Origin of the sequence: Nesiotobacter zosterae (genome assembly GCF_033843645.1) — a bacterium.
In the GTDB taxonomy this organism is placed as follows: domain Bacteria; phylum Pseudomonadota; class Alphaproteobacteria; order Rhizobiales; family Stappiaceae; genus Pseudovibrio; species Pseudovibrio zosterae.
Genome location: NZ_JAWXVZ010000007.1, coordinates 55106 through 76917, shown reverse-complemented (window position 1 = coordinate 76917; position 21812 = coordinate 55106). Strand labels below are relative to the sequence as shown.

Annotated in this window: 21 protein-coding genes; 2 read left to right on the top strand and 19 right to left on the bottom strand. The window is 55.6% G+C overall.

Annotated features, from left to right (window positions below; translation table 11 throughout):
• Positions 1-8: 8 nt before the first annotated feature.
• On the top strand, positions 9-944 hold the full coding sequence (locus Q3Y58_RS11865; protein WP_319622376.1) for a class I SAM-dependent methyltransferase: 936 nt from the start codon (positions 9-11) through the stop codon (positions 942-944).
• 980 nt (positions 945-1924) lie between these two features.
• Here Q3Y58_RS11865 and Q3Y58_RS11860 read toward each other — a convergent pair.
• The 14 genes from Q3Y58_RS11860 to Q3Y58_RS11795 all read right to left on the bottom strand — a co-directional run bounded on the left by Q3Y58_RS11860 (position 1925) and on the right by Q3Y58_RS11795 (position 14711).
• Positions 1925-2239 (bottom strand): transposase, encoded by a 315-nt coding sequence (locus Q3Y58_RS11860; RefSeq protein ID WP_319622375.1) that lies wholly within the window; start codon positions 2237-2239, stop codon positions 1925-1927.
• 278 nt (positions 2240-2517) lie between these two features.
• Positions 2518-2931, bottom strand: a complete 414-nt coding sequence (locus Q3Y58_RS11855; RefSeq protein WP_274219655.1) for a cupin domain-containing protein — start codon at positions 2929-2931, stop codon at positions 2518-2520.
• 632 nt (positions 2932-3563) lie between these two features.
• On the bottom strand, positions 3564-4157 hold the full coding sequence (locus Q3Y58_RS11850; RefSeq protein ID WP_319622374.1) for a hypothetical protein: 594 nt from the start codon (positions 4155-4157) through the stop codon (positions 3564-3566).
• Positions 4158-4402: 245 nt separating this feature from the next.
• Complete coding sequence (locus Q3Y58_RS11845) at positions 4403-5260, bottom strand: Brp/Blh family beta-carotene 15,15'-dioxygenase (protein ID WP_319622373.1); 858 nt, start codon at positions 5258-5260, stop codon at positions 4403-4405.
• Positions 5257-6435 (bottom strand): lycopene cyclase family protein, encoded by a 1179-nt coding sequence (locus Q3Y58_RS11840; RefSeq protein ID WP_319622372.1) that lies wholly within the window; start codon positions 6433-6435, stop codon positions 5257-5259. The genes Q3Y58_RS11845 and Q3Y58_RS11840 overlap by 4 nt, the downstream gene beginning before the upstream one ends.
• Positions 6422-7387, bottom strand: coding sequence for a phytoene/squalene synthase family protein (locus tag Q3Y58_RS11835; protein WP_319622371.1), 966 nt, complete (start codon positions 7385-7387; stop codon positions 6422-6424). Before Q3Y58_RS11835 ends, Q3Y58_RS11840 begins: the two co-directional genes overlap by 14 nt.
• Positions 7388-7395: 8 nt before the next feature.
• Positions 7396-8910, bottom strand: coding sequence for a phytoene desaturase family protein (gene crtI, locus Q3Y58_RS11830; RefSeq protein WP_319622370.1), 1515 nt, complete (start codon positions 8908-8910; stop codon positions 7396-7398).
• Positions 8907-9749 carry a polyprenyl synthetase family protein gene (locus Q3Y58_RS11825; RefSeq protein ID WP_319622369.1) on the bottom strand — a complete coding sequence of 281 codons (843 nt, stop codon included), beginning with the start codon at positions 9747-9749 and terminating at the stop codon, positions 8907-8909. The genes crtI and Q3Y58_RS11825 overlap by 4 nt, the downstream gene beginning before the upstream one ends.
• Before the next feature lie 66 nt (positions 9750-9815).
• The gene (locus Q3Y58_RS11820; protein ID WP_274219648.1) at positions 9816-10532 is read right to left on the bottom strand and encodes a bacteriorhodopsin-like; all 717 of its coding nucleotides are present in this window, start codon (positions 10530-10532) and stop codon (positions 9816-9818) included.
• Between the two features lie 349 nt (positions 10533-10881).
• A complete protein-coding gene (locus tag Q3Y58_RS11815) occupies positions 10882-11172 on the bottom strand; it encodes a rubredoxin (protein ID WP_319622368.1) in 291 nt (96 codons plus the stop codon).
• Positions 11173-11417: 245 nt separating this feature from the next.
• Positions 11418-11921: a bacteriohemerythrin gene (locus Q3Y58_RS11810; RefSeq protein WP_319622367.1), complete on the bottom strand. Its 504-nt coding sequence runs from the start codon at positions 11919-11921 to the stop codon at positions 11418-11420.
• Between the two features lie 229 nt (positions 11922-12150).
• Positions 12151-13314, bottom strand: a complete 1164-nt coding sequence (locus tag Q3Y58_RS11805) for an adenylate/guanylate cyclase domain-containing protein (protein WP_274219646.1) — start codon at positions 13312-13314, stop codon at positions 12151-12153.
• Positions 13315-13366: 52 nt separating this feature from the next.
• A complete protein-coding gene (locus Q3Y58_RS11800) occupies positions 13367-13825 on the bottom strand; it encodes a nuclear transport factor 2 family protein (protein WP_319622366.1) in 459 nt (152 codons plus the stop codon).
• Positions 13826-13829: 4 nt separating this feature from the next.
• Positions 13830-14711 carry an alpha/beta hydrolase gene (locus Q3Y58_RS11795; RefSeq protein ID WP_319622365.1) on the bottom strand — a complete coding sequence of 294 codons (882 nt, stop codon included), beginning with the start codon at positions 14709-14711 and terminating at the stop codon, positions 13830-13832.
• Positions 14712-14777: 66 nt separating this feature from the next.
• On the opposite strand from Q3Y58_RS11795, the gene Q3Y58_RS11790 reads away from it, so the two are divergent.
• Positions 14778-15716 (top strand): LysR family transcriptional regulator, encoded by a 939-nt coding sequence (locus tag Q3Y58_RS11790; RefSeq protein ID WP_319622364.1) that lies wholly within the window; start codon positions 14778-14780, stop codon positions 15714-15716.
• Positions 15717-15722: 6 nt separating this feature from the next.
• Here the strand turns inward: Q3Y58_RS11790 and Q3Y58_RS11785 are convergent, their stop codons facing one another.
• From Q3Y58_RS11785 to Q3Y58_RS11765, 5 genes are all read right to left on the bottom strand, one after another.
• A complete protein-coding gene (locus Q3Y58_RS11785; protein WP_319622363.1) occupies positions 15723-16844 on the bottom strand; it encodes a GGDEF domain-containing protein in 1122 nt (373 codons plus the stop codon).
• A 162-nt stretch (positions 16845-17006) separates the two neighbouring features.
• Positions 17007-17297 (bottom strand): DUF1330 domain-containing protein, encoded by a 291-nt coding sequence (locus Q3Y58_RS11780; protein ID WP_274219641.1) that lies wholly within the window; start codon positions 17295-17297, stop codon positions 17007-17009.
• A gap of 82 nt (positions 17298-17379) precedes the next feature.
• On the bottom strand, positions 17380-18882 hold the full coding sequence (locus Q3Y58_RS11775) for an NCS1 family nucleobase:cation symporter-1 (RefSeq protein ID WP_274219640.1): 1503 nt from the start codon (positions 18880-18882) through the stop codon (positions 17380-17382).
• Between the two features lie 135 nt (positions 18883-19017).
• Positions 19018-20472: a dihydropyrimidinase gene (hydA, locus tag Q3Y58_RS11770; RefSeq protein WP_319622362.1), complete on the bottom strand. Its 1455-nt coding sequence runs from the start codon at positions 20470-20472 to the stop codon at positions 19018-19020.
• A 66-nt stretch (positions 20473-20538) separates the two neighbouring features.
• Positions 20539-21807 carry a Zn-dependent hydrolase gene (locus tag Q3Y58_RS11765; RefSeq protein WP_319622361.1) on the bottom strand — a complete coding sequence of 423 codons (1269 nt, stop codon included), beginning with the start codon at positions 21805-21807 and terminating at the stop codon, positions 20539-20541.
• Between the last annotated feature and the right edge of the window lie 5 nt (positions 21808-21812).

Below are 21812 nucleotides of genomic sequence, written 5' to 3'. Positions count from 1 at the left end.
GAGCTAGCATGGGATACTTGGAAATGCTCAACGCGAGATTTAAAAAGATTGTAGGCGACCAGGCTTCCTTAAGAAAGGTTGTTGAGAAAGACTATAAAGATGTCCTCCTGAAAAAGAGGTCTGATGCGTTTTTTGACGGTTTGTACAAATCGTCCTACGAGGCGTCAGCTCTAGTTGAAAAGAAGTTCTTAAATATAGGTCCAGGTTCTTTTTCTCATAAATACTGGTCAACAGCAGACAAATATTATGACGACAAAACCTGGACTGAAAGCAGACGAGAAACAGAACAACCGAAATTTGATTATACTTGGGATATATATGATCATAAAGAGTTGGCCATCAAGCCCGGCTCAGTGAATGCGGTATACTGTAGCCATGTCGTGGAACATGCATTTGATGACGATGTTGCCTTTTTGTTCAAAGATGTTTTCCGGATACTAAAATCTGGTGGCGTATTCAGAGTCGCATGCCCGGACGCCGACTTACTAGCAAAATCTTATGTCGAAAAGGACTGGGCATTTTTTAATCACTATTTGTCCGTGCGCACTGGTCGGCGCGAAATAGATTTTAGTAAATTGGAGCAATACGCGTCATCAGGGGTCTATGAAGAGTTTGTATTGGACTGGGTTAGTCTTGTAATGAACGATCGGAACCCAGTGCATCTTAATAGATCGGAAGCAATCGAGTTCTTCAAGAAATTTGATTGTATGTACACGGCGTTCACAGAAGCGAGCCGGCTATCCGATAGGGATGTGAATAGGTCGCTGGGAGCGCATGTAAACTGGTTTAATTATGAGAAATTGTTAGGTTTACTCACTCTTGCCGGTTTCAGTAAAGTAAGGCGCTCCAACTATTTGCAAAGCTCGTGTGCAGTGATGCGCGATAGGTATCACTTTGATCGTACCGATCCAGAGATGACGCTTTACGTAGAGGCGGTGAAATAAGTTCGTTATTCTTGCGAATTGAAGCGTGATCATATACTTGGAGGCTAACTATTTTAACCACTCGGTGAGCTAAATCCACTGGACTTTTTTTGTATTCTTGTTTCTTCATGTTTTGGCGCAGGATAGTGGAAACAGAAAGAACCCTTCAGTTTCGTAGCGGTTGAGGAGGTCATCCAGTATGGCTTCTCGGGATGATTACCTAAGGTGCGGCTGACAGTGTCCAAGTGGTTTTGCGTGGTCGGTATAGCTTTATAGGGGCTCTCGATAACAGTGAAGTTCTTGATTTCACTGGTTCTTGCCTTGGTAGATCTGTATTGACCTAGCCATTCCTGCTCAGGTTAAGCCGCTAGATTGAATGCCTAGGCAGGAGTGTTTATGGAAAGAGCCTGATGTGGCCTTCTATGATCGCAGAATTGGATCCAGTCGGCAATTGAACAGCTGGCATGGGCTAGGCTTTAGAAGCGCTGGCGATGAACACATTGCTCCTTCAAAGACCGGATCAAGCGCTCCATCATACAATTCTGCTGCGGGCATTGCGGTGTGATGAACTCCTGTTGCAATCCTTAGCTTCGAACCAGCGCGGTGTACTGTTGAGATTGAAAGACCAGCCTGTGGTCGCTCCTAAGGCGGAACGGGCTTTCCACGCGGCCATGAGTGCCGAACCCGGCGATTAGTGCAGGCACCAGAGCGGAGGCAGCGATTATCGCCTTACCGGGCCGCGATAGATGCCAACCCAGCAGCTGGGATATCAGCGTACGGAGTTTTGTTAATGCCCAGAAGATGGGCCACCGTGCAATAGCCGAAGGAAGGCTGTTGTTTGATCAAGGCCTTAATGGGCTGACTGAAAGCCGAGTTGACCTTAGGTGCGTGCTTGATTGGTTTGTATTAGACGGTGCGGCGCGAAACGTGGGACCAGATGCACAACATCGTTTGAGGGATCACAACACCTTCTCCCAGAACGCCATGCTGGACACTACGGATCATTTGTCATCCTCCGCGTGCAGCGAGGCCTGCAACTTTTTTCGCGCGCCAACTACAGCATAGCCCACCCATGGGCCTCCTGAAGATCGCTCAGCTTCTTCTCGTAGTGCTAACGAACACCAAGGGATTGCATTCTCAATGCCCTTTTGAACATCGTCCACCCAACTCTCGATCTCGCTGGGTGTCGCATCATAAGACCGGCTAGCCTCGGCCACGGTGGTCTTGCCCTGCATGATCACTATGACAGGCGCTGATTTGCGCTTGGCTGCCCGACGTTTGATACCTTCTTCAAATGCTTCACTCGTCGCTACCATTTTCCTCACTGCAGCATGAGCAGTTTCTCACCGCGTCGATGCAAACTCTTTCAATCGAGGTAAAGCGGTGTCCGTTCGCCTCAACATAACGGCTTGCCCAACGCTTAGCCTGAGTTTTTGCTCTTTGCCGAGATCCGATGCCAGCTCTTCAAGCCAGATGACGGCTCTCTTTTATCACTCGCACCATCGCTGAGGCCGATCTGAAACCGAAGCAAGCGCCACCAAGAACGGCTCGGCGGCGCTTGCGCAGAGGTTGGCGTGAGCTGGCGCTGAGAAACCTACTCCTTAAAGGTCAGGTCACGCGCGCCTACAAAATCAAGCAGGTTGATGCACACCTCAGGCCCGTTGCAGCGGTCCGCGTGCACATCATCTGCACGGATCAAGGCATAGCTGTCCTGGCCGGTGATCACTTCATGTCCATCTGCATCAATATGCACCCAGTTTCCTTGCACGGCGATGCCCCAGTAGTCGCTGGAGTGGGTGTGGGCTGGAATCGTAACGCCCGGCTGAATGCGAAACGCATACATTGCGCTGCTGTCTTCCTCTTCGCCCCACAAAACGGCCATCTCAACGCCGTCGAGCCCGGCAGGCTGCCAAGCAACATCGTCAAACTTGAAGACATGGCCGTCAGCGGCCAAAGCTACGGTAGATGAAAATACAATGGCCAGAGCTGCCAGAAAATTTTTGATCATGACGAGATCCCTCTTACGCTTCTGATACTGTGATTAGGTGCGGTGTTGTGCTCGCAAACCGAGAACCCGAGGCGCGGCTCTAGCCGCTGGAATGAAAAAGACCCGCCACCGCCTCCAGAAGCGCGCGGCACCCTCTTTCAGTCCCCGGAAAGTCAAGAGCCACAACGCCTCCCCGAGTTCATTCAGTTCGGCCTGCATATTCAGAAATCAGGTTACCATTGTCAATTAGGTACCCATGAGTAACCATTAACATCTGAGAGGACGCCCGATGCAGTCGCAAGCCTTGGGAAAGCTCAAGAAAGAGGCAAAGCCAATTTGCTAGAGTGCTTTAGCTGAATGAAGCGAACGCCTAGCAATATGAATTATGGGGTGGAGGCTTATCCAGGGACATCTGGACGCGCAGGCATAGGCTCTACTGACAGGCGTTGGCGTCAAGTATCCAAAGCAAGTGTTGATATGGATTGGGTGCCCAAGCTCAGCGGTGACTGGTTCTTTTGAGGGGTCAGGGCGTGACGCGCTCAACCCTCTGTGCTCGTGTCCTATTCAAGCACTCTTCGGCACCAGAACGCAAAAAGGCACTGCCAACTCAATGACAGCGCCTTGCAGGGGTTCATGTTGACACGCAACAAGATCTAGCGGCAACCCACCACGGACTTCTCGCAGCCAATCCGGTTCATGGTCACAGACAGGGTAGGATAAGCATAGTCGTGCTTCTTGTGGTCTGTTGCAGCATCAATCAAGGCCACGGCCACCACACCCAAGAGCCCGCCGCCGGAGGCTGAGGACAACCGGTCCTGAGAGGTCTTGCTGAACGCTGTCACGCTGGCGTGCCCGTCGCGGTAGTCAGGCGCCTTGCAGCTGGCCGTGATTGGCCGTGAGGCGTAACCATAGTCGGGAACGCGGACCTCCGCTGGGGTCTTCAAAGACGCCTTGTAGCCATCGCTAGTGATCTCACAGGAGATCCCTTCGATCTCTTTTTTGGAAGCAACCTGATTTTTCGACTCCCGATGATACTCATAGGTGCGAACCGTCACAATTTCCTGCCCGCGCAGCTCCGGAATATCCTGACCAGCCGCGCGCTGCTTTGCCAGCACATCACCGTTCTGCGTGCCCGGCACGGTAGGAGTGGCCGTTACGCTCATGGCAATTGGCTTGGTTGTCTGACACCCAGCCAGACCGACGACGAATAGAAGCGCCGCGACACGGAACAAACTGCTGATTTTCATATGGCTTACCACAGCTAGAGATCGTTTAACTCTGCGCGCGAGAAAGGAGCGGGCAAGACCAGAAAAGCTGAAAAGCGCCACAGCTCAGCTCTCATCTGCCCCATTTGACCTCGCGGACACGCCTTCGGTGTGGAAGGCGGACTGCTTATTGCAATCAAACCTTGCGTTAAGCTGGCCAAATACAACTATTGAGAGAATGAATTACTGGCACAACGCGAAGAGGGCGACACCGGAAGAGATCGCGATCACGCCCGTGTATCCATGAGCACCATGTGAGGCACGGTAAGGCAGGCCAAGCCAATGAAAACCGCCTGCAGCACGCTGGTGTTCATGTGACCGGGATCAGTCACAAGCGCCACCGCAATTGTCGCGGCAACCAGTGTGGCGAAGCTGTAGCCGACAGTCCAAGGCAGGAACTGGCCATCTTGGCGTTGATCTGCCTGCTCCAAAGCACCGCGAAAGTGGCGGATGCTATGAAAGAAGCAGAAGTACAACGCAAAGAACACAAGAGGCGGCAACAGGCATGCAAGGGCCAGGACAAGAAGGATCTCCCCAGCCGCTCTTTTGCTTTTGAGCGCGCAGAGCCCTGCAACTCCCACACCCCCAGCCAGCAAGGCAGGCGCGATCGCGCCTTGCACTGTGCTCAGGAACGCGGCGTCTTGCCCGGCGAGGCTTTGGTAGACGAAGGCGACCTGTTCTTGAAACAGCAAACACGGCGCACTCAGCATCGCCAATCCCACCACGAAGCGCGGCAGCGGAGCCAAGGCCTCGCGCCAGTCGCCCGCAAAATGCCAGGCAGAGTATAGCAGAAACGATGACAGCCCCACGATTGGAAAGACCCACCAGAGGAGCAACGCCAACGCCGCCAGCGCAACGTAAACCCCATGGAAAATCACGAGCCCTCTTGGCGAGTGCCAAAGTCCTCGATACAGCGCCAGCCGCGCGTCAGCAGCCCCGTGCGGAACGCCCAGAAACGCCACAGCGGTTGCCAGCAGGCCAACTTCCACCGAAAGCGGCAGACGCAACCCGGCGTAATAGGAGACTGCAGCAAGAACGGCAAGCACACTCAGAACCATCGTTTCAATGGGCCGCGCTGTGTTCATGACCGAACCCCGTCGCTCAAACGCAACTGCGCAGCGCACTGCCGCCCTGCACTGCGCAGGAACGGTACTGGCGGCAAGGCTGAAATCAGCCGAAGAACACCCGGCAAGGTTTCCTGATCACTCATGAAGGCTGCAAATTGGTCTGCGGTCAGCTGTTTGGCAATCCGCATGAAGTAGTTCGGTGCCCGGTGCGGCGCGTTGGCCACGGCCTCAAGGAAGATTGCATCCATGGCACACCGATGCAACAGATCCTGCGCCGGCGCAAGCGGCATCCCGCCCTCCAAAAGCGCGGTGGCACACGCATGGGCCCAGCTCTGAATGCGGCGAAACCCATAGCCGGTGGATGGGCGCACGGCTCCGGCAACTTGCCCGGCGTAGGTCATGCGCGCTGTTTGCCTGGGTTTGAATTTGAGCCCCATTGGTATGGCCCCTTGCTCGGTTCTTACCACCTCAAACCTAGTGCTGCCGAGATAGGCGTCCAGATCTTCTTTGAGATCGGCCTGAAGCGAGTCTGCCGAAACGGGTTGAGCGGCAAACCGCGTTGTTTCAACGAGAAGCCGAGTGCGCGACAGTGGCAGCACGTAAAGGAAACGAAAACCGCCAGCATCTGCGCGCATGCGGGCCATCAGCTCCACGGCATCTGGGTCCCGCCCCGCGCTTGCGTCAAGCTCGATCTCAACGCCGCGAAACTGTTGCCAAAGAACGCTCTCAGGAAGACGCCCATTTAGAGCAGAAGGTCGCGTGTCAATCACATATCGGGCGCGCAGCTGCCACCCTTCGCCTTCAACCAGGACATCTTCACTGCCCTCAATGCAGCCCAACACCTTCGCGCCGCCATGAAGATGAACACGCGGTGCTGCCTGGATGAGGGCTGTGCAATGGCGGTAATAGTCGATGCTGCGCAAACATGCATATGTGAACCTCTGCCCATGGTGGGACAGGCTGCACCCGGCATCGGAAAACCGCCAAGTGCGCCACCTTTTGCTCACCAGAGCAGAAAACGCGTGTTCTCCATCCTCGAAGAAGCACCAGGTGCGGTCATCCTCATAATGGTCGCGCGCCTCAAACGCATGCACGTCCAGCGGCGCATTCCCTTCCGCCAAGCACCGCGCAAGTGCAAGCCCGGCGCACCCGCCTCCCAAGATCACCACATCGGCGATGTCAGGGAGTTGCATCTGTCGCCTCCCGGCCCGCCGTGCGTTCAAGCTCTTCCAGTTCAAGCCTGTCCAGCGCATCATGCAGACGCGAGACATGATAGCGTGGCGGGCGATGCAGAGTGGCGTCCCACAGAAAACCAATGGCAGAAGTTGTCACCAACCGGCCTTTTGCCGCGCGGCCAACAACCGCCCGCCCCTCCCACACATCATAGGCGCGTTTTTCAATCACACGGCCAATCTCCTGATAAACGCGGCCCGCAACAAGCATTGCAAATCGCGCCCGCCGAGGCAAAAAAGCAAGGCCAGAGTACCCGCTTGCATAGTAGGTATCAGCCAAGCCCAAGAGATGCTGCACGTGGGGTTTAAGCACTTGCTTCAACAACTCTGGTGGATCCTCCAATCGGGCCGCGCGCAGTTCTCCTGTCCATGTCTTTGGCAAGTAGATCCGTCCGCGCTCCGCATCCTCCCTGATGTCGCGGGCAATGTTGGTCAACTGCATGGCAATGCCCAGATCAATGGCATGGGGGTACGCCCGGCGATCCGTCACATCCAGCAGGGCACACATCATCACCCCCACCGTTCCAGCCACCCGATAAGCATAGCGAATGAGCGAAGGCTCGTCTGCCAACTGCGTCAGGGTCAAGTCGCTTTCCAAGCCGTCGATCAGGTGCAAGAGGCTTTGAGGCTTGAGGCCAAACTGATCCTTCAAGTCAAAAAACAACTCCAGCTGCCGCGGCGCACTAGCGCGCGCGTCACCGCGCACAGCGTCGCGCACCAAGGCCAGCTCACGGCGCGCCTCATTGGCATCGCCGCCCCGATCCGCAATATCGTCAAGCCAGCGACAGAGTGCATAAAGCTGTGCAGCCCGTTGCCCATGGCGAGCACCCAGAAACCGCTCAGCCAGCGCAAACGACCGGCCATGGGCACGCAGCACCTGTTTGACGTCCATGGAGGCGGGTCCTGAGCTCATCCTCTCCATCATTCCGCCGCCAATCTGGCCCGTGGTTCAGAGTTCACATTCGCTTTCACCGGTGGCACCAATCTATCAACCACCTTGGCCGAACTCAGCACACCGGGCAGCCCTGCGCCGGGGTGGGTCCCAGCTCCGACGAGATATAGGTTTTTCGGCCCTTCAGCCTTGTTGTGAAACCGAAACCAAGCCGACTGAGTGAAAATCGGCGCAATGGAAAACCCGGCACCGGCGGGGCTCAGATAGTCATGTTTGAAGTCCTCAGGCGTCATCCAGAAGTCGGAGCGAATATGGTGCTCAAGCCCGGGAACAATGGTCTTGCTCAGGGCATCGACCACACGGTCGCGCATACGCGGCGCCTCCCGTTCCCAGTTGATTTTCGCCTCCAGATTTGGAACGGGCACCAATGCGTAAAAGCTGTCATGGCCTTGCGGAGCGAAAGAAGGGTCCGTTGCAGTTGGTCGGTGCAGATAAATAGAGAAGTCTTCTGCCAGCACCTTTCTCTTGAAGATGTCTGCAAGCAGTTCCTTGTAGCGCGGCCCCATCCAGATGGTGTGATGCGCGACCTCTGGATACTGACGGTTCGTCCCGAAAAACAGCACGAACAGCCCCATGGATTTGCGGGCGTATCTGGTTTTCAGCCGCGCCCCGAGCTTAGCCTCAGAGGCCCCCATCATGGTGCCATACAAATGCGCGGGGTCGGCGTTGGACACGACCATATCGCAGCCGATCCGCTGGCCGGTTTGCATCCTGACCGCGCTCACGCGATTATCCTCGACCTCAAGCCGTGACACGGTTTGCCCCAGCTCAATCTTGATGCCGACCTCCACCATGAGCTTGTGCAGCGCCTCTACCAAGGCCCCTGTCCCACCCATGGCAAAATGCACGCCATGCGCGCGCTCTAAAAAATGGATCAGGTTGTAAATGCAGGTGGTGTCGAACGGGTTTCCGCCCACCAGCAGCGGCTGGATCGAAAAGGCCTGCCGCAGCTTTTCATGCTTCAAATGCCGAGAGACCAACTGGTATACATTGCGGTCACTCCGGAGTTTCACCATGGCGGGCAAGACCCTCAGCATCTCGGAGAGCTTGTGGAATGGTTGCGCAGCCAACTGCTGGAAGCCGACCTTGTAGATTTTCTCGGAGGTCCGCAGGAGTTCGGCGTAGCCCTCCGCATCAGGAGGTGACAACTTCTTTATCTCGTTGATGGTGTCTTCCGGTGTTCCGCCATAGCGAAACCGCACCCCATCCTGAAAGTAGAACTCGTACCACGTATCAAGCGCGACCAAATCGACATAATCGTCAAGCCTGCGCCCAAACAGCGCAAACAACTCTTCAAAAAGAAACGGCGCGGTTATCACGGTGGGGCCTGCATCGTGCCGGTAGCCGTCCTTTTCAAAAACTTGCGCTCGCCCGCCTAGGCGATCACAGCGGTCGAGCAGTGTAACCTGGTAGTTTTTGGCCCTGAGGCGCAGCGCAGCCGCAATGCCGCCGAAGCCACCGCCTATCACAACAGCGTTGGTCATGCCGCCTCCTGCGCTGGCAGTTGCGCCAGCATCTTGTCCGCATGGCGCACCATTAAACTGCCAAGATCAAACGGAAGGGCGGAACATGCTTCCTTGGCTTCCTGCAGCACGGTCCGTGTCAAATGGGCGGCCTCTATAACGGCTCTTTGAAAATCCGTTTCAGGCTCGAACATCCAGATCACATTGTGCGCACCCGCCTTGAAGTCCTTGGCCGCATCGCTCAAGTCATCCGCCATTTGGTAGCCCAAAGCAAAAAGTGTGGTGGCACTGCGAATGGGCTCGATCAACGCCTCTTGGCCAGCGGCCAACGCTGCCAGCTCGAGGGGCAATGCCAGCAGCGGGCCGGATTTCGCCTCTGCCGTTCTGCGATACGCTGTCGATGTGCGCGGCAATGCATCCGATTGCAAATCCTGTGCTTGCCCCTCAATCACCACGGCGGTGCGATCGTGCAGGTGGCTGATGAGTTTGCCAAGCTGGTTCGTCTGCGCGTTTGCCAAACACTTGTAGCTGGCAGAAAGAAGGTAGTCACCGGCACATATGGCTGTGTCCGCGCCGTAGCGTGCCCAGACGGATTGCTGGCCGCGACGATACTTGTCGCCATCCTGCAAATCGTCGTGAATGAGGGATGCATTGTGCAGCAACTCGCAGCTGGCCGCCAATGCCACGATGGTGGTCGGCGAAAGTGCGAACCGCTCGCCGGCATGGATCCCGAGCTTTGCACGGAAGCGCCCCCCACCTGCGGCGAGATGATAGTGGTAGGCCTCGCTGACCAAGCCATTCTCGCCAGCCGCTGCGCACACCGCGTTTTCAGTAAGGACGAAAAGGTTATCGTTGGTCATGCCTGTCACTCCTCTCGGACCCGAAAAGGAGGGCAGAGCGGTCAACCCACTCTGCCCGTCCTGTCATCATGCACGTGCCTTCTGGTTGGCATCGTCAGAAGTGGCCGCGGCCCAAATCACCACACCAAAGGCGATTTTGTTCACGAAATCGGCAAGGTTGTAGATGATGTTGAGAGCGGCAATGTCTCCACCTGCGGCGTAACCGTAGATGTATCCCAAAGGATAGATGGACCAACCGACAGTCACGATCAGGCGCAAGGCGTGAAATGCTTTCTTGGATGCGACAGTACCTTGCGAGGCGTTGATCTCGCTCGCTTCACCGGCGAAGACCTCATAAATGATGTAGAACCACGCGACTGTGCCGATGACGAACAGCCCCCACAGCGCCAGCGCGCTGGATGGGTTCACTTCACCCAGATAACCCGCGATCAGCATAACCAGTGAGGCGACCAGCAGGCGCCAGAACAGACCGACCGACACCACTGCAATAGCGGTTAGAATGAGGTAGAACTCGATAATCTGCAGCGGAACCGTCAGAAGCCAGTCGACATAACGAAATACTGTCGGGCTGGTTCCGGTCGCAACCCAAACATCTCTCATGTAGAAATAGTGAATGGCTGCGATACCCGTCACCATTGCAGCAACTGTCAAGGATGTTTTCCATTTCCCGTGGGCACGATCACGTTCGACCCAGAAAAAGAAAGTTGCGGCTACCATGGCAGCGGAGATGATCCAGAACGACACCCCGACATAATCACGGGGGTCAAGTAGTAGTACGTCCATCATACTCCTCCACGAAGTTACTACAGCTGACCATTGCTGCAGTGCGAAATAATAGTTCACGGTCAACTATATATTACGTAGAGTTTGTTCGCTGGATCACACTTTTTATGTTATCTACTCAAATATTTCTCATGATGAACCATATAGTGAATAAATAAAACAGGATGCGCATGAAATTTTACGCAGACGAATACAACAGACAATAACGAAAAAACAAGCGAACTCATCGCCAGAACTGATCATAAATCAGCTGACGTGCTTTGGAGGTGTAAATAGCCCAGTTGAACGCAAGGGCAAGGTCTTGCCTGCTCCTTCAATATGCAAGGGCTTTCAGCACTCGCAGCTGCCCCTACCAATCCTCATGTGGTGTTCCACAAATAGGGCAGACCCAATCCTTTGGCAGATCCTCGAAGGCGACTCCCTTGGGGATGCCGCCGCTTCTGTCACCAAGCGCAGGATTGTAGGTATAGCCGCACTGATCTTCAGGGCACCGCCGCCGACGCATGGGATCAACGGCGTCAGCAAACGACACCTTGTGGCCAGCCAAGAAAACAACCGAAGCCGCAAGCACTTGTGAACCAACGCCCTGAAGGAAGCGGCGACGCGGCAGGGTACAAGACTGCAAGAATAACTTGACCATTGCGACACCTCGCAAAGAAAAACGGCAGCAGCCGACAGGGGACGGATCAAAGCCGCCAGAGTAAATTACTTAACGTCCGCATTTTGATGCGAACGTGAAATCCGGCCATGACCCTGATCAATCAACGATAAGAAACAGGAGACTTTTTTCGCGCCCTTAGTCTCTGGAAAAACGTCTTTGGCCAATATCAAAAGATCCCGCGCAGCGTTGTATCACACACACCTTGAAGCCGCTGATTGGATGCGTTAGCCGCTGGCAAGCATATCCAATTCATCTTGCTCAACCATTTTCTTTGCGTCCTCAAAGCTGAAGCCTTCTTTCATGGCCAAAACCACATTAGCCATCTTCTTGTCATCGCCGAGAATATGGAAAGTGAGCCAGCGTGTAAGGATCTGCAAGACTCTCTCTGTCTTCTCCTGCCAAGGCTTGTCCTGTTCAACCACGCCAATGCGCATGATGTTTGGCAGAAATGTACTGTGATTCAGTTCATGCTCCCTGTACCATACATCGCTGGTATCAAAGTATTTGGCCCAAACCTTTTCTTCTTGCTGAAAATGAAAAGCCGCATAGTCAAACGTTTCATCGATCACGTTCGACATGCTCATCTCATCACCAGTAGAAAGCGTATCAGAAAGTCTGTTGATGAGATCGACCAGTTTGTGGTGCTGAGCATCAATTACCGGAATGCCAACTTCGAATTCCTTGGTCCAAGGAAATGCCTCTGCACTTTTAACTTGGGTTTGCTGCACGTTCTTTCCCATCAACAAAACAGAAGTTTAAATTTGTATCTTGCCTTCAAGTTTAACGTACACGGCAAACTATCCGGCCACTAGCGCAAAAACCCTAGGGAATCACAGTGTTTTTCCAAAAATGTGCAAGTCTTCGAGGCAAGACCGGGAACAATGCAATGTTGAAGTGTGGCTCGTGAACCCGCTTTCACATCCCCAATCTTGGCAGAGCGACAAAACGAACTGGCACCTATCGCAGCCGGTAGAGCTCTACTTTTTCAGCAAGCCCTTGGATAGAGTGCAGTCCTTCGGACCTGGCATCGACCTTCGCGGCTTGGGCAACCGCCGCTGTCATCAAAGCTTCCGCACCGACGGACTTACACAGCTCCTGAACGCGACTAGCGACATTTACTGCCGGACCCACAACGGTGAAATCGAGACGATCCGGCCCCCCAATATTGCCATAGGTCACGGACCCATGGTTGATGCCGGTTACAAACTGAATTTCCGGCTTGCCGTCGTCCAGGCGCCTTTTGTTACAGGAGATCAGCTCATTGTGCGCTTCCAGAGCAGCGGCAACGGCCTGCTTGCACACCTCCGCTGCACCTCGGCTGGCTCCTTCGGGAAAAATCGCGACCACACCATCGCCGATAAATTTGAGAACATCGCCACCATGATGCAGCACGGCAGATACAACAACATCGAAGTAGTCACAGAGTGCCTGAAGTAGCTCCTGTTCGCCCCAGCTCTCAGACTTGGCCGTGAAGCCACGCAGATCTGCAAACAGGATCGCTGCTGAAATCCGATTGTATTCACCGCGCCGGATGACTCCATTGATTACTTCGGAAGCTGGCCCGTTCCCCAAGTAGGTACATAACAGGCTATTCATGGAACGCCGCATGGCCATCGGCTCAGCTGCTGCGGCGAGGGCGTGCCGTGTGGCTCCCAGAGCAGCCAAATCACCAGCTGTAAAGCCCCCTTCCCGCCGCGTTGTAAAACTAGAGGCCTGAACGGTGCCATCCCCGTACTCTAATGGCATGGCGAGAAAGTCAGTCGCCCCCGCTTCTGCCTGTTCCCGATACACGCTATGCGTCTGATCCAGGTCGAGCTCATGAATTGGTACCCGTAGCAGTTTCCGCTCTTGCACAATGTACTCAAAGGGGCTTCCCTTCCATGCGACACTATCGAGCGCCCCAACCGGCACCTCGTAGGCCGCTGTACCGGCTTCCAGGGTCCAGATAACGCCCCATGCGCTAAGCAGCGGACTGGCGAGGTGCTGCCCCACTCTAACGCGGTTCAGCGGCACCCCAAGATCAACGAGAGCTTCACAATAGCCTCGAACCAGCCACTCCAGGTCGCCCTTAGTGCGCCCCTCATTTATTAGCCATGCGTTCACTTTACTGACGTCATGCATCCTGCGGCCTCCCCTGCTTGCGTGACATCACGGCCCAGTGCCTTAAGCGTCTTCAGGAAACGCCAGAGGACCGGGCCTTTGCCTCTTCACCAACCGTATGATCGCCAGCCGCGAACTTGAAGTGAAAGGTCATTTCTTCGATCCGCCATACCTTATCCTGACGCACCAACCTGAACGTGTAAGTGCCGACGATGAGCTGGTGCCCGCTTCCTGAAGTTCCTTTTATGAAGTGAGACGCCATCCCGTGGCAAGACACCGTAGCCTCGTCGCCTTCTACCTCAACAATCAGGTTGCCAATCTGATGATGAATGGCGTCGTAGTTGGGCATCATCATGCCCCATGCTTCTGTGATCTGCTGCGGCCTCAACAGCTCTGCCGGTTGCCCCGTCAAGGAACGGTAATCCAGCCGAACCGTCTCGGCCATGAGGCTACATACCTGCGGCCAATCAAGGCGATCGACCGCAGCAAAAAACTTGGACACCAAATTGCAAAGAGCGTGATAGTCCTGCATGACCTCAGCCCTCGCTTTTAAAGAAAACAGCAAGTTCGTCCGCAACCTGCTCCACCACTGCCGGTTTGTCGTAGAAGTCAAACTGCGAAACATCGTCAAGCCAGACTTCGCTAATTGGCGCATGGGTGCGCTTTACAAACGCATGCGCGCTTGCGGGCAAAGCCGCTGCTTCCGAGGCCACAATCAAGGTCGCCTTCGACAACTTCTCGGCAATTTGCTGCGCATCATAGGACAGCCACGGCTCCCAGGAGGCAACGTTGAACTTGTTGTCATAAGCGGCAATCATGCCCCGGTCCGTCTCGGTGTAATATGGGGCCTGATACATGAGCGCATTCTCATCGGTCGCGCTGGCTGCAACCATGTAAGTTGGCTCCGCCGCACTGGCTGCTTCACGCCCTGCCGCTATCAGAGACTGCGCCATATCCGGACCGCCATAAATCTGTGTCGCCATTTCCGGGTCATGCAGCCATGGAGCCACAAGTGCAAGCTTTTGCAGAACCGGCACGGTGGCAACAGCGTCTGCCATGTACCCCGAAGATGCGCATATCCCGACGCCATAAACAGATGCTTCATCCACCTCCGGCAAGGAGGCAAGAAAGCGCGCTGCATGGCGGGTGTCTTCCGTTTTGCGTGCTGGATCTTCCAGATACCTTGGCTCGCCCGCAGACTGGCCCCACCCGCGAAAATCAAAGACCAGTGCTGCAAAGCCGCGCTGCGCCAAGGCCTTGGCATAGGTGGTTGGCATTTGCTCTTTAACGGTGGTCCACGCTCCGGTCACGACAACGCCCGGCAAAGGCCCATTCCCGGCGCGTTCCGGGGTGTAAAGCACCGCCTGAAGAACGTCGCCCTCTACGGAAAATTGAAGTTTTTTGCTGATGATCGTCATGTGTACCTCCAGTGTCCGGATCCCATTACAGTCAAAATAGAGGGACGAACTGCTGAAAATAAGAACTTGAAAATCGAAGATACTGCTGGCATTTTTCGAACAATGCAGCGCATGCCTCTAAACAGTCTCGAGCTCTTTTTTACCATTGCAAAGCGCGGCTCCGTGCGTGCTGCCGCGGCTGAGCTCAACCTCCAGCCATCCACCGTCAGCCATCAATTGAGAGCCTTGGAGCAGCAGTTGGGCGTGCGCTTGTTTGTGCGAACCACACGCTCTGTCACGCTCACGGATGCAGGGCATGAGCTTTGGGAACAGGGCCTTCCAGCTTTTGAAAAGCTCAGGCGCGCCATTGAAAACACGCAGGAACGGGATCAGAAAATCCGCGGAACGCTGCGGCTCAATTTGCCAGAGATCGCATATGAGGTCTGTCTCGCAGATCGACTTGCCGAGTTCTACGCGACCTATCCCGACATCTCATTGGACCTGACCCTCAGCGATCAGATGGTTTCTGTTGCAGCAGAGGGGTTTCATGCTGGCATCCGATTTGGCCACAGATTGCATGATGAAGTCATCGCAGCGCAGATCTCCCCACCGCACCGCACGGTCGTGCTGGGCTCTTCAGATTACTTTCAAGACCATGGCGTGCCGCAAGTCCCGCAAGATCTGGTCGCGCACGATTGCTTGCAGTACCGGTTCGTGGACTCCCGGCGGACCGCGGAATGGCGTTTTCAGATCGAAGGTGAAGTACAGGTTCAACCGGTGTCAGGTTCTCTCACATCGTCCAGCCTGGGTGTTTTGGTGGATCGCGCCCGCCGAGGGCACGGCCTCATTCTCACCTCTGATCAGCTGGTCGCACGCGAACTGGCTAGCGGGAAGCTGGTTGCCGCCCTCTCCGAGTTTGCCTACGAGTATCCGGCCCTTTACATCTACTATCCCAAAGACTATCGCGGCCATCCGTGCTTGCGTGCCTTTGTCGGCTTTTTTCGCTCAGGTGAAGGCGGCCCATAAAAAGGTTCAGTCCATGAACCGAACGCGGTTCCGCCCCTCTTGCTTGGCTTGATAAAGTGCCCTGTCCGCCTGTTCCAAGAACAGCTCTGGCCCCTCGCCAGATGCAGGCACACGGGCAACAACACCAATCGACGTGGTCAACCGGCACGCTGGCCCGCCCGCTTCATCCCGGATCAGGATTGTCGCGACCTCCTCGCGAACGCGCTCAGCCAACTTAACTGCTTCCGCCTGTCCATGCCCCACACTAACGATCAGCAGCTCTTCACCGCCCATGCGGAACGCGGAACCGACTGCCGTTTTGCTGTGACGGGCCAGAATGGTCCCCACGTCCTGAAGCACCTTGTCGCCCTGCAAATGCCCGTAGGTGTCGTTGACCCGCTTGAAGTGGTCCAGATCCAACGACAGAAAGGCCACCTGCTTGTTGGCAGCCGCAGCCCGTCGCAGTTCATCAGATATGAGCACATTGAAGTAGCGGCGATTGTAAAGCCCCGTCAGCTCGTCGGTAATTGAGAGCTTTTCCAGCTTCTCGTTGAGCTGCTTCAGTTCTTCTTCAATAAGGATACGGCGTTGGCGCTCCCGAATGAGTTCAATGGCGTGAAGAGACAGTTCGTCATACATGTTCAAGACGGTCTCGATCAGAACACGAATGGAACCGCCCATCTGCTGATCTGCAGCCACCTTGGCCTCGGAAAAACTCAACCCACTGTCCATGGCCTGAACCACGAAGCTCATCTTCTTGTCTTCGTCCAGAATGTGAAAGGCCAGCCAGCGGATCAGGAACCGCAGCACTTTCTCTGTCACTTCTTGCCAGGGTTCATCGGCGGCCTTTTCCTTGATTTGAAGAACGCTCGGCAAGAACGAGCCGTGGCTTTTCAGGTGTGCGTTCTTCCAATCATCCGCGCCGTCAAAGTAGGTTTCCCAGACCTCTTCTTCCTCTGCGAAGTGATAGGAAGCATAATCGGCAAGCTCGTTGAACACGACCGCGACCCCAACCGGGTCATCGGAAACAAGCGTGCTGGCCAGCCGGTTCAACAGGTTCACCAACTGCTTGTGCTGCTCATCAACGGTGGCAATGCCTGTCTCAAAATTCTTGTTCCAGGGGAACACCACAACGTCAGTCACTTGCATCCACACAACCCAGTTCAATGCGCCAAAACCGGAACAGCGCTGGCTCCGGCGACTACCTGGATTCTACTCTAACGTGCAGCACCCGCGTTTTTGAATAGGTATATCCCCTGCCAGATCAACGTTTTAGCGTAGGTTCTGGCTCAACTTTCGGAACAAGAGGGTTTATTCGGAGGCTTCAACAATCATGATGTTGGCGATGCCCGCACCTTCCCGGTGCTTCTTTGCATCCTGATACTGCGCACTGTTGTAGCACGCCAGCGCCTGCTTCATGCTGTCAAACTCGATCACCACATTGCGTGGGTGGCTTTCGCCTTCCAGCCATTCAAAGTTTCCGCCGCGCGCCAAAACACGCGCACCAAACTTCTTGAAGGCTTCCGTCGCACCTGCAGCATAAAGAGCATAGGGCTCTGGGTCGTTCACGGTAACATGGGCAATCCAGTAGGCTTTGGGCATAACGGTCTCTTTTTGAAATGAGCAAACTTGGAAAAGAGCGGGTGCATGGCACCCGCCCTGCGATCGCTGAAAGACAGCTTCCTTACTTGTTCAAGATCTTGGCGAGGATCAGATATGCGATCCCGGCCACAAACAAGCCAACGAACCAGGCATAGGTATAGATGGTCGCAAACAAATCTGAGGTTCCATCAACCAGACCCACGCCCGCCATGAAGCCCGGCAGGTTTGGCAGAATGCCGATGATCAACGCACCGATGCCCGCCCAGTTCCAGCCGTTTGAGCCTTCATAAATGCCCTTCATGCGGAACAGGTCCGTCACGTTCAGCTTGGTTTTCCGAAGAAGATAGTAATCCGCCAACATCACACCCGCGATCGGGCCCAGCAGTGCCGAGTATGCGATCAGCCAGCCAACGATGTGGTTCACCAGTATCCACGGAAACATCACAATGCCGATACCGGCAGTTATGTAACCGCCCACACGCATGTTGATGGCCTTGGGAGCCAAGTTGGAGAAACCATGGGCTGGTGCCACCACGTTCGCCGCAAGATTGGTGGTCAAGGTAGCAACGACAAGCGCGATCAAGGCGATGATGATGCTGGCACCACCCATGCGCTCTGCCAGCTGGATCGGATCCCAGATCGCCTCACCAAAGATCACGACGGTCGCCGATGTCACGGCAGAAGCGATGAAGGCAAACAGCGCCATTGGGATAGGCAGACCAATGGCTTGGCCCATGAACTGGTCCCTCTGGCTCTTGGCATAGCGGGTGAAGTCAGGAATGTTCAGCGCCAATGTCGCCCAGAAGCCGACCATGCCGGTCAAGCTTGGCCAGAACACGGCCCAGAACTGCCCCTCCTTTGGTTGCCCCGGATCAAATGCGCTTGGCGTGGACAGCATTTCGCCAAAACCACCGGCCCTGAAGTAGGCCCATGCCAGCAAGGCAAAGCCCATCAAGAGCAGGAAGGGCGCCGCATAGGTTTCGAGCCAGCGAATGGACTCTGTGCCATTGCGGATGAAGTAAAGATGCAAACCCCAGAACGCGAGGAAACAGATGAACTGACCAATATTGATGCCAAGAATGGGCAGCGGATCACTGGCAATGCCGCCGCTGGTCAAGGTGTTGAGGATCACGTAGATGGCTGACCCGCCGACCCAAGTCTGAATGCCGAACCAGCCACAGGCCACAATGCCACGCGCAACAGCGGGAATTTTTGCGCCCACCGGGCCGAAGGACGATCGCAGCAAGACCGGGAACGGAATGCCGTATTTTGTGCCCGCGTGGCCAATCAAAACCATCGGAATGAGCACGATGGCGTTCGCCAGCAAGATGGTGAAAACCGCCTGATCCCAGGACATGCCCGCACCGATAAGATAGGAGGCAAGCAAATAGGTTGGGATACAAACCACCATGCCGACCCACAAGGCCGAGATGGAAACCCAGTCCCAAGTGCGAGCCTGCATGGAAGTTGGCAGCTGGTCTTCATTGTAAAGCTCGGCGTCAATGCCGCTCAGTTTTTGATGGACAATGCCAAACTCGTCGGTGGTGTAAGCATCCTGCCCCATCGTCGCAGCAGATTTGGTCATTTGATATGCTCCCGTTTCTAACGTGTGCCAACCAACGCCCCTCTGGTTGTTTGCTGGTGTCATTCGCTGGCACGGTTCAAGGCCGTCCTGACAGTGTCTCTTGCACCACCAAGACGGCGGGTGCGCACAGGGTCTTTATACGCCCGCAGGCATGTTCTCCGCCTTGCGCTCAACTTTGCGCGGCGCAGTTAGCTCCTTCCATTTTGTGAGCGCCGAATGCACGGCAGGATAGGCCTCACGAGCGATGAACTCGCCCTTTCCGGGTTCGGCCTTCACCATGTTTTCTTCAATGGCAACACGGCCACGTGTCAGGGTAAAGCGTGGAAGGCCGGTCACTTCCTTGCCTTCGAACACGTTGTATTCAATCACGGATTGCTGGCTGGTCGCGCTGATGGTCTTGGACCGGTTCGGATCCCACACCACAATGTCTGCATCCGCGCCTTCCAAAATGGCCCCCTTGCGAGGGTAGATGTTCAAGATCTTTGCAATGTTGGTGGAGGTGACGGCCACGAACTCGTTCATGGTTAGCCGGCCGGTGCGCACGCCATGGGTCCAAAGCATGGGCATACGGTCTTCCAGGCCACCGGTGCCATTGGGGATCTTGGTGAAGTCACCAATGCCAAAGCGCTTCTGCTCAATGGAGAAAGCGCAGTGGTCTGTCGCCACCACCTGCAAGGACCTCGCCTGTAAGCCGGCCCACAGACTGTCCTGATGCGCCTTGTTGCGGAACGGCGGCGACATGACACGCTGTGCTGCATGGTCCCAATCCGGGTGCTTGTACTCGCTTTCGTCCAGTGTCAGATGCTGGATCAACGGCTCTCCGAACACGCGCATTCCCTTCTGGCGCGCACGGCGAATGGCCTCATGTGCTTGCTCACAGGATGTATGCACGATGTAGAGCGGCACGCCGGCCATGTCGGCAATCATGATTGCGCGGTTGGCGGCTTCCCCCTCCACTTCAGCAGGGCGAGAATAGGCATGGGCCTCAGGACCGTTGTTGCCTTCTTCCAGCAGTTTTTGCTGCATGGTGGCAACCACGTCGCCGTTCTCGGCATGCACCAAGGGCATGGCGCCAATGGCCGCGCAGCGACGGAATGAGTCAAACATCTCGTCGTCGTCCACCATCAAGGCCCCCTTGTAGGCCATGAAGTGCTTGAAGGTGTTGATGCCCCGATCGACAACCTGTTGCATCTCGTTGAAAATCTGCTCGTTCCAGGAGGTGATCGCCATGTGATAGGAGTAGTCGCAGTTCGCCGCGCCCGACTTGCGCTCCCAGATCTCCAGCGCCTCCAGCAGCGATTGGTCCGGGGTGGGCAGGCAAAAATCCACCACCATGGTCGTTCCGCCAGCAAGGCCTGCGCGCGTACCGCTCTCAAAATTGTCCGCAGAAAAAGTCCCCATGAAGGGCATTTCAAGGTGCACGTGGGGGTCGATCCCGCCCGGCATCACATAGCAGCCGCTGGCATCCAGCACCGTATCGCCGGTCAGGTTCTCGCCAATCTCAACAATGCGATCGCCTTCAATCAGAACATCCGCCTCATAGGTCAGATCAGCGGTTACAATCGTGCCGCCCTTGATAACTGTTGTCATTGTTGTCCCTCCTTCTATGGAAAGGGCGCTGTCTCATCCCGCGTTCGGGAGAGCAGCGCCCTGTTTTTATTCCGCAAGCTCGGCTGTCTCGACGATGCCAGCCGTTTCCAGCACCGCATGGTAGAGAACATCGGCCCCCGCCTTGGCCCAGTCCTTGGTGATCTCCTCATCCTCGTTGTGACTGAGACCATCCACACAGGGGCACATGATCATGGCTGTGGGCGCAAGTCGATTGATCCAACAGGCGTCATGACCCGCACCGGAAATGATGTTCTGGTGCGAATAGCCCAGTCGTTCGGCTGCCTCCCGCACCTTGGATACGCACGTTGGGTCAAAGGTCACGGGATCAAAATGTCCGACAACAGCGATCTCTATGCCCAGTCCCAGCTCCGCAGCAATCTTCGGCGCTTCTGCTTCCAACTTTGCCTTCATGCCATCCAGCACGTTCTGGTGTGGGGAGCGGAAATCGATGGTGAACACCACCTTGCCCGGGATCACGTTTCGAGAGTTGGGATAGACGTCGCAATGGCCGATCGCACCCACAGCTTCCGGTTGGTTTTCCATGGCGATCTGGTGCACCAGCTCGGTGATGCGGGCCATGCCCAGACCGGCATTCTTGCGCATGCCCATGGGGGTTGAGCCGGTGTGGCTGTCCTTGCCGGTCAGCGTCACTTCCAGCCACCACAAGCCCTGCCCGTGGGTGACAACGCCGATGTCTTTTTGTTCCGCTTCCAGAATAGGGCCCTGCTCGATGTGCAACTCAAACATTGCATGCAGCTTGCGCTGGCCCACAGGCTCTTCGCCCACATAACCAATGCGCTTCAGCTCATCGCCAAACTTCTTGCCTTCAGCATCTTCCCGGTCATAGGCCCACTCTTGGCTGTGCACACCTGCAAACACGCCCGAGGCCAGCATGGCCGGGGCAAAGCGGGTGCCTTCCTCATTGGTCCAGTTTACCACTTCAATGGAGCGCTCGGTCTTGATGCCTTGATCGCGCATGGAGCGCACCACTTCAAGGCCTGCCAAAACACCCAGCACACCATCATACTTGCCGCCTGTTGGCTGCGTGTCGAGGTGCGACCCGATCATGACCGGCTCAAGGTCCGGATTGGTCCCTTCAAGACGGGCAAACATGTTGCCCATGCTGTCGATGGCCATGGTCATGCCCGCCTCCTCACACCACTTGGTGAACAGGCGGCGGCCCTCCGCATCCTCGTCGGTCAAGGTTTGCCGGTTGCATCCACCGCGCACACCCGGGCCAATCTTGGCCATTGCCATCAGGCTGTCCCATAGACGGTCTGCGTCGATGCGGTGGTTGGACCCTGGATTGCTCATTGCTC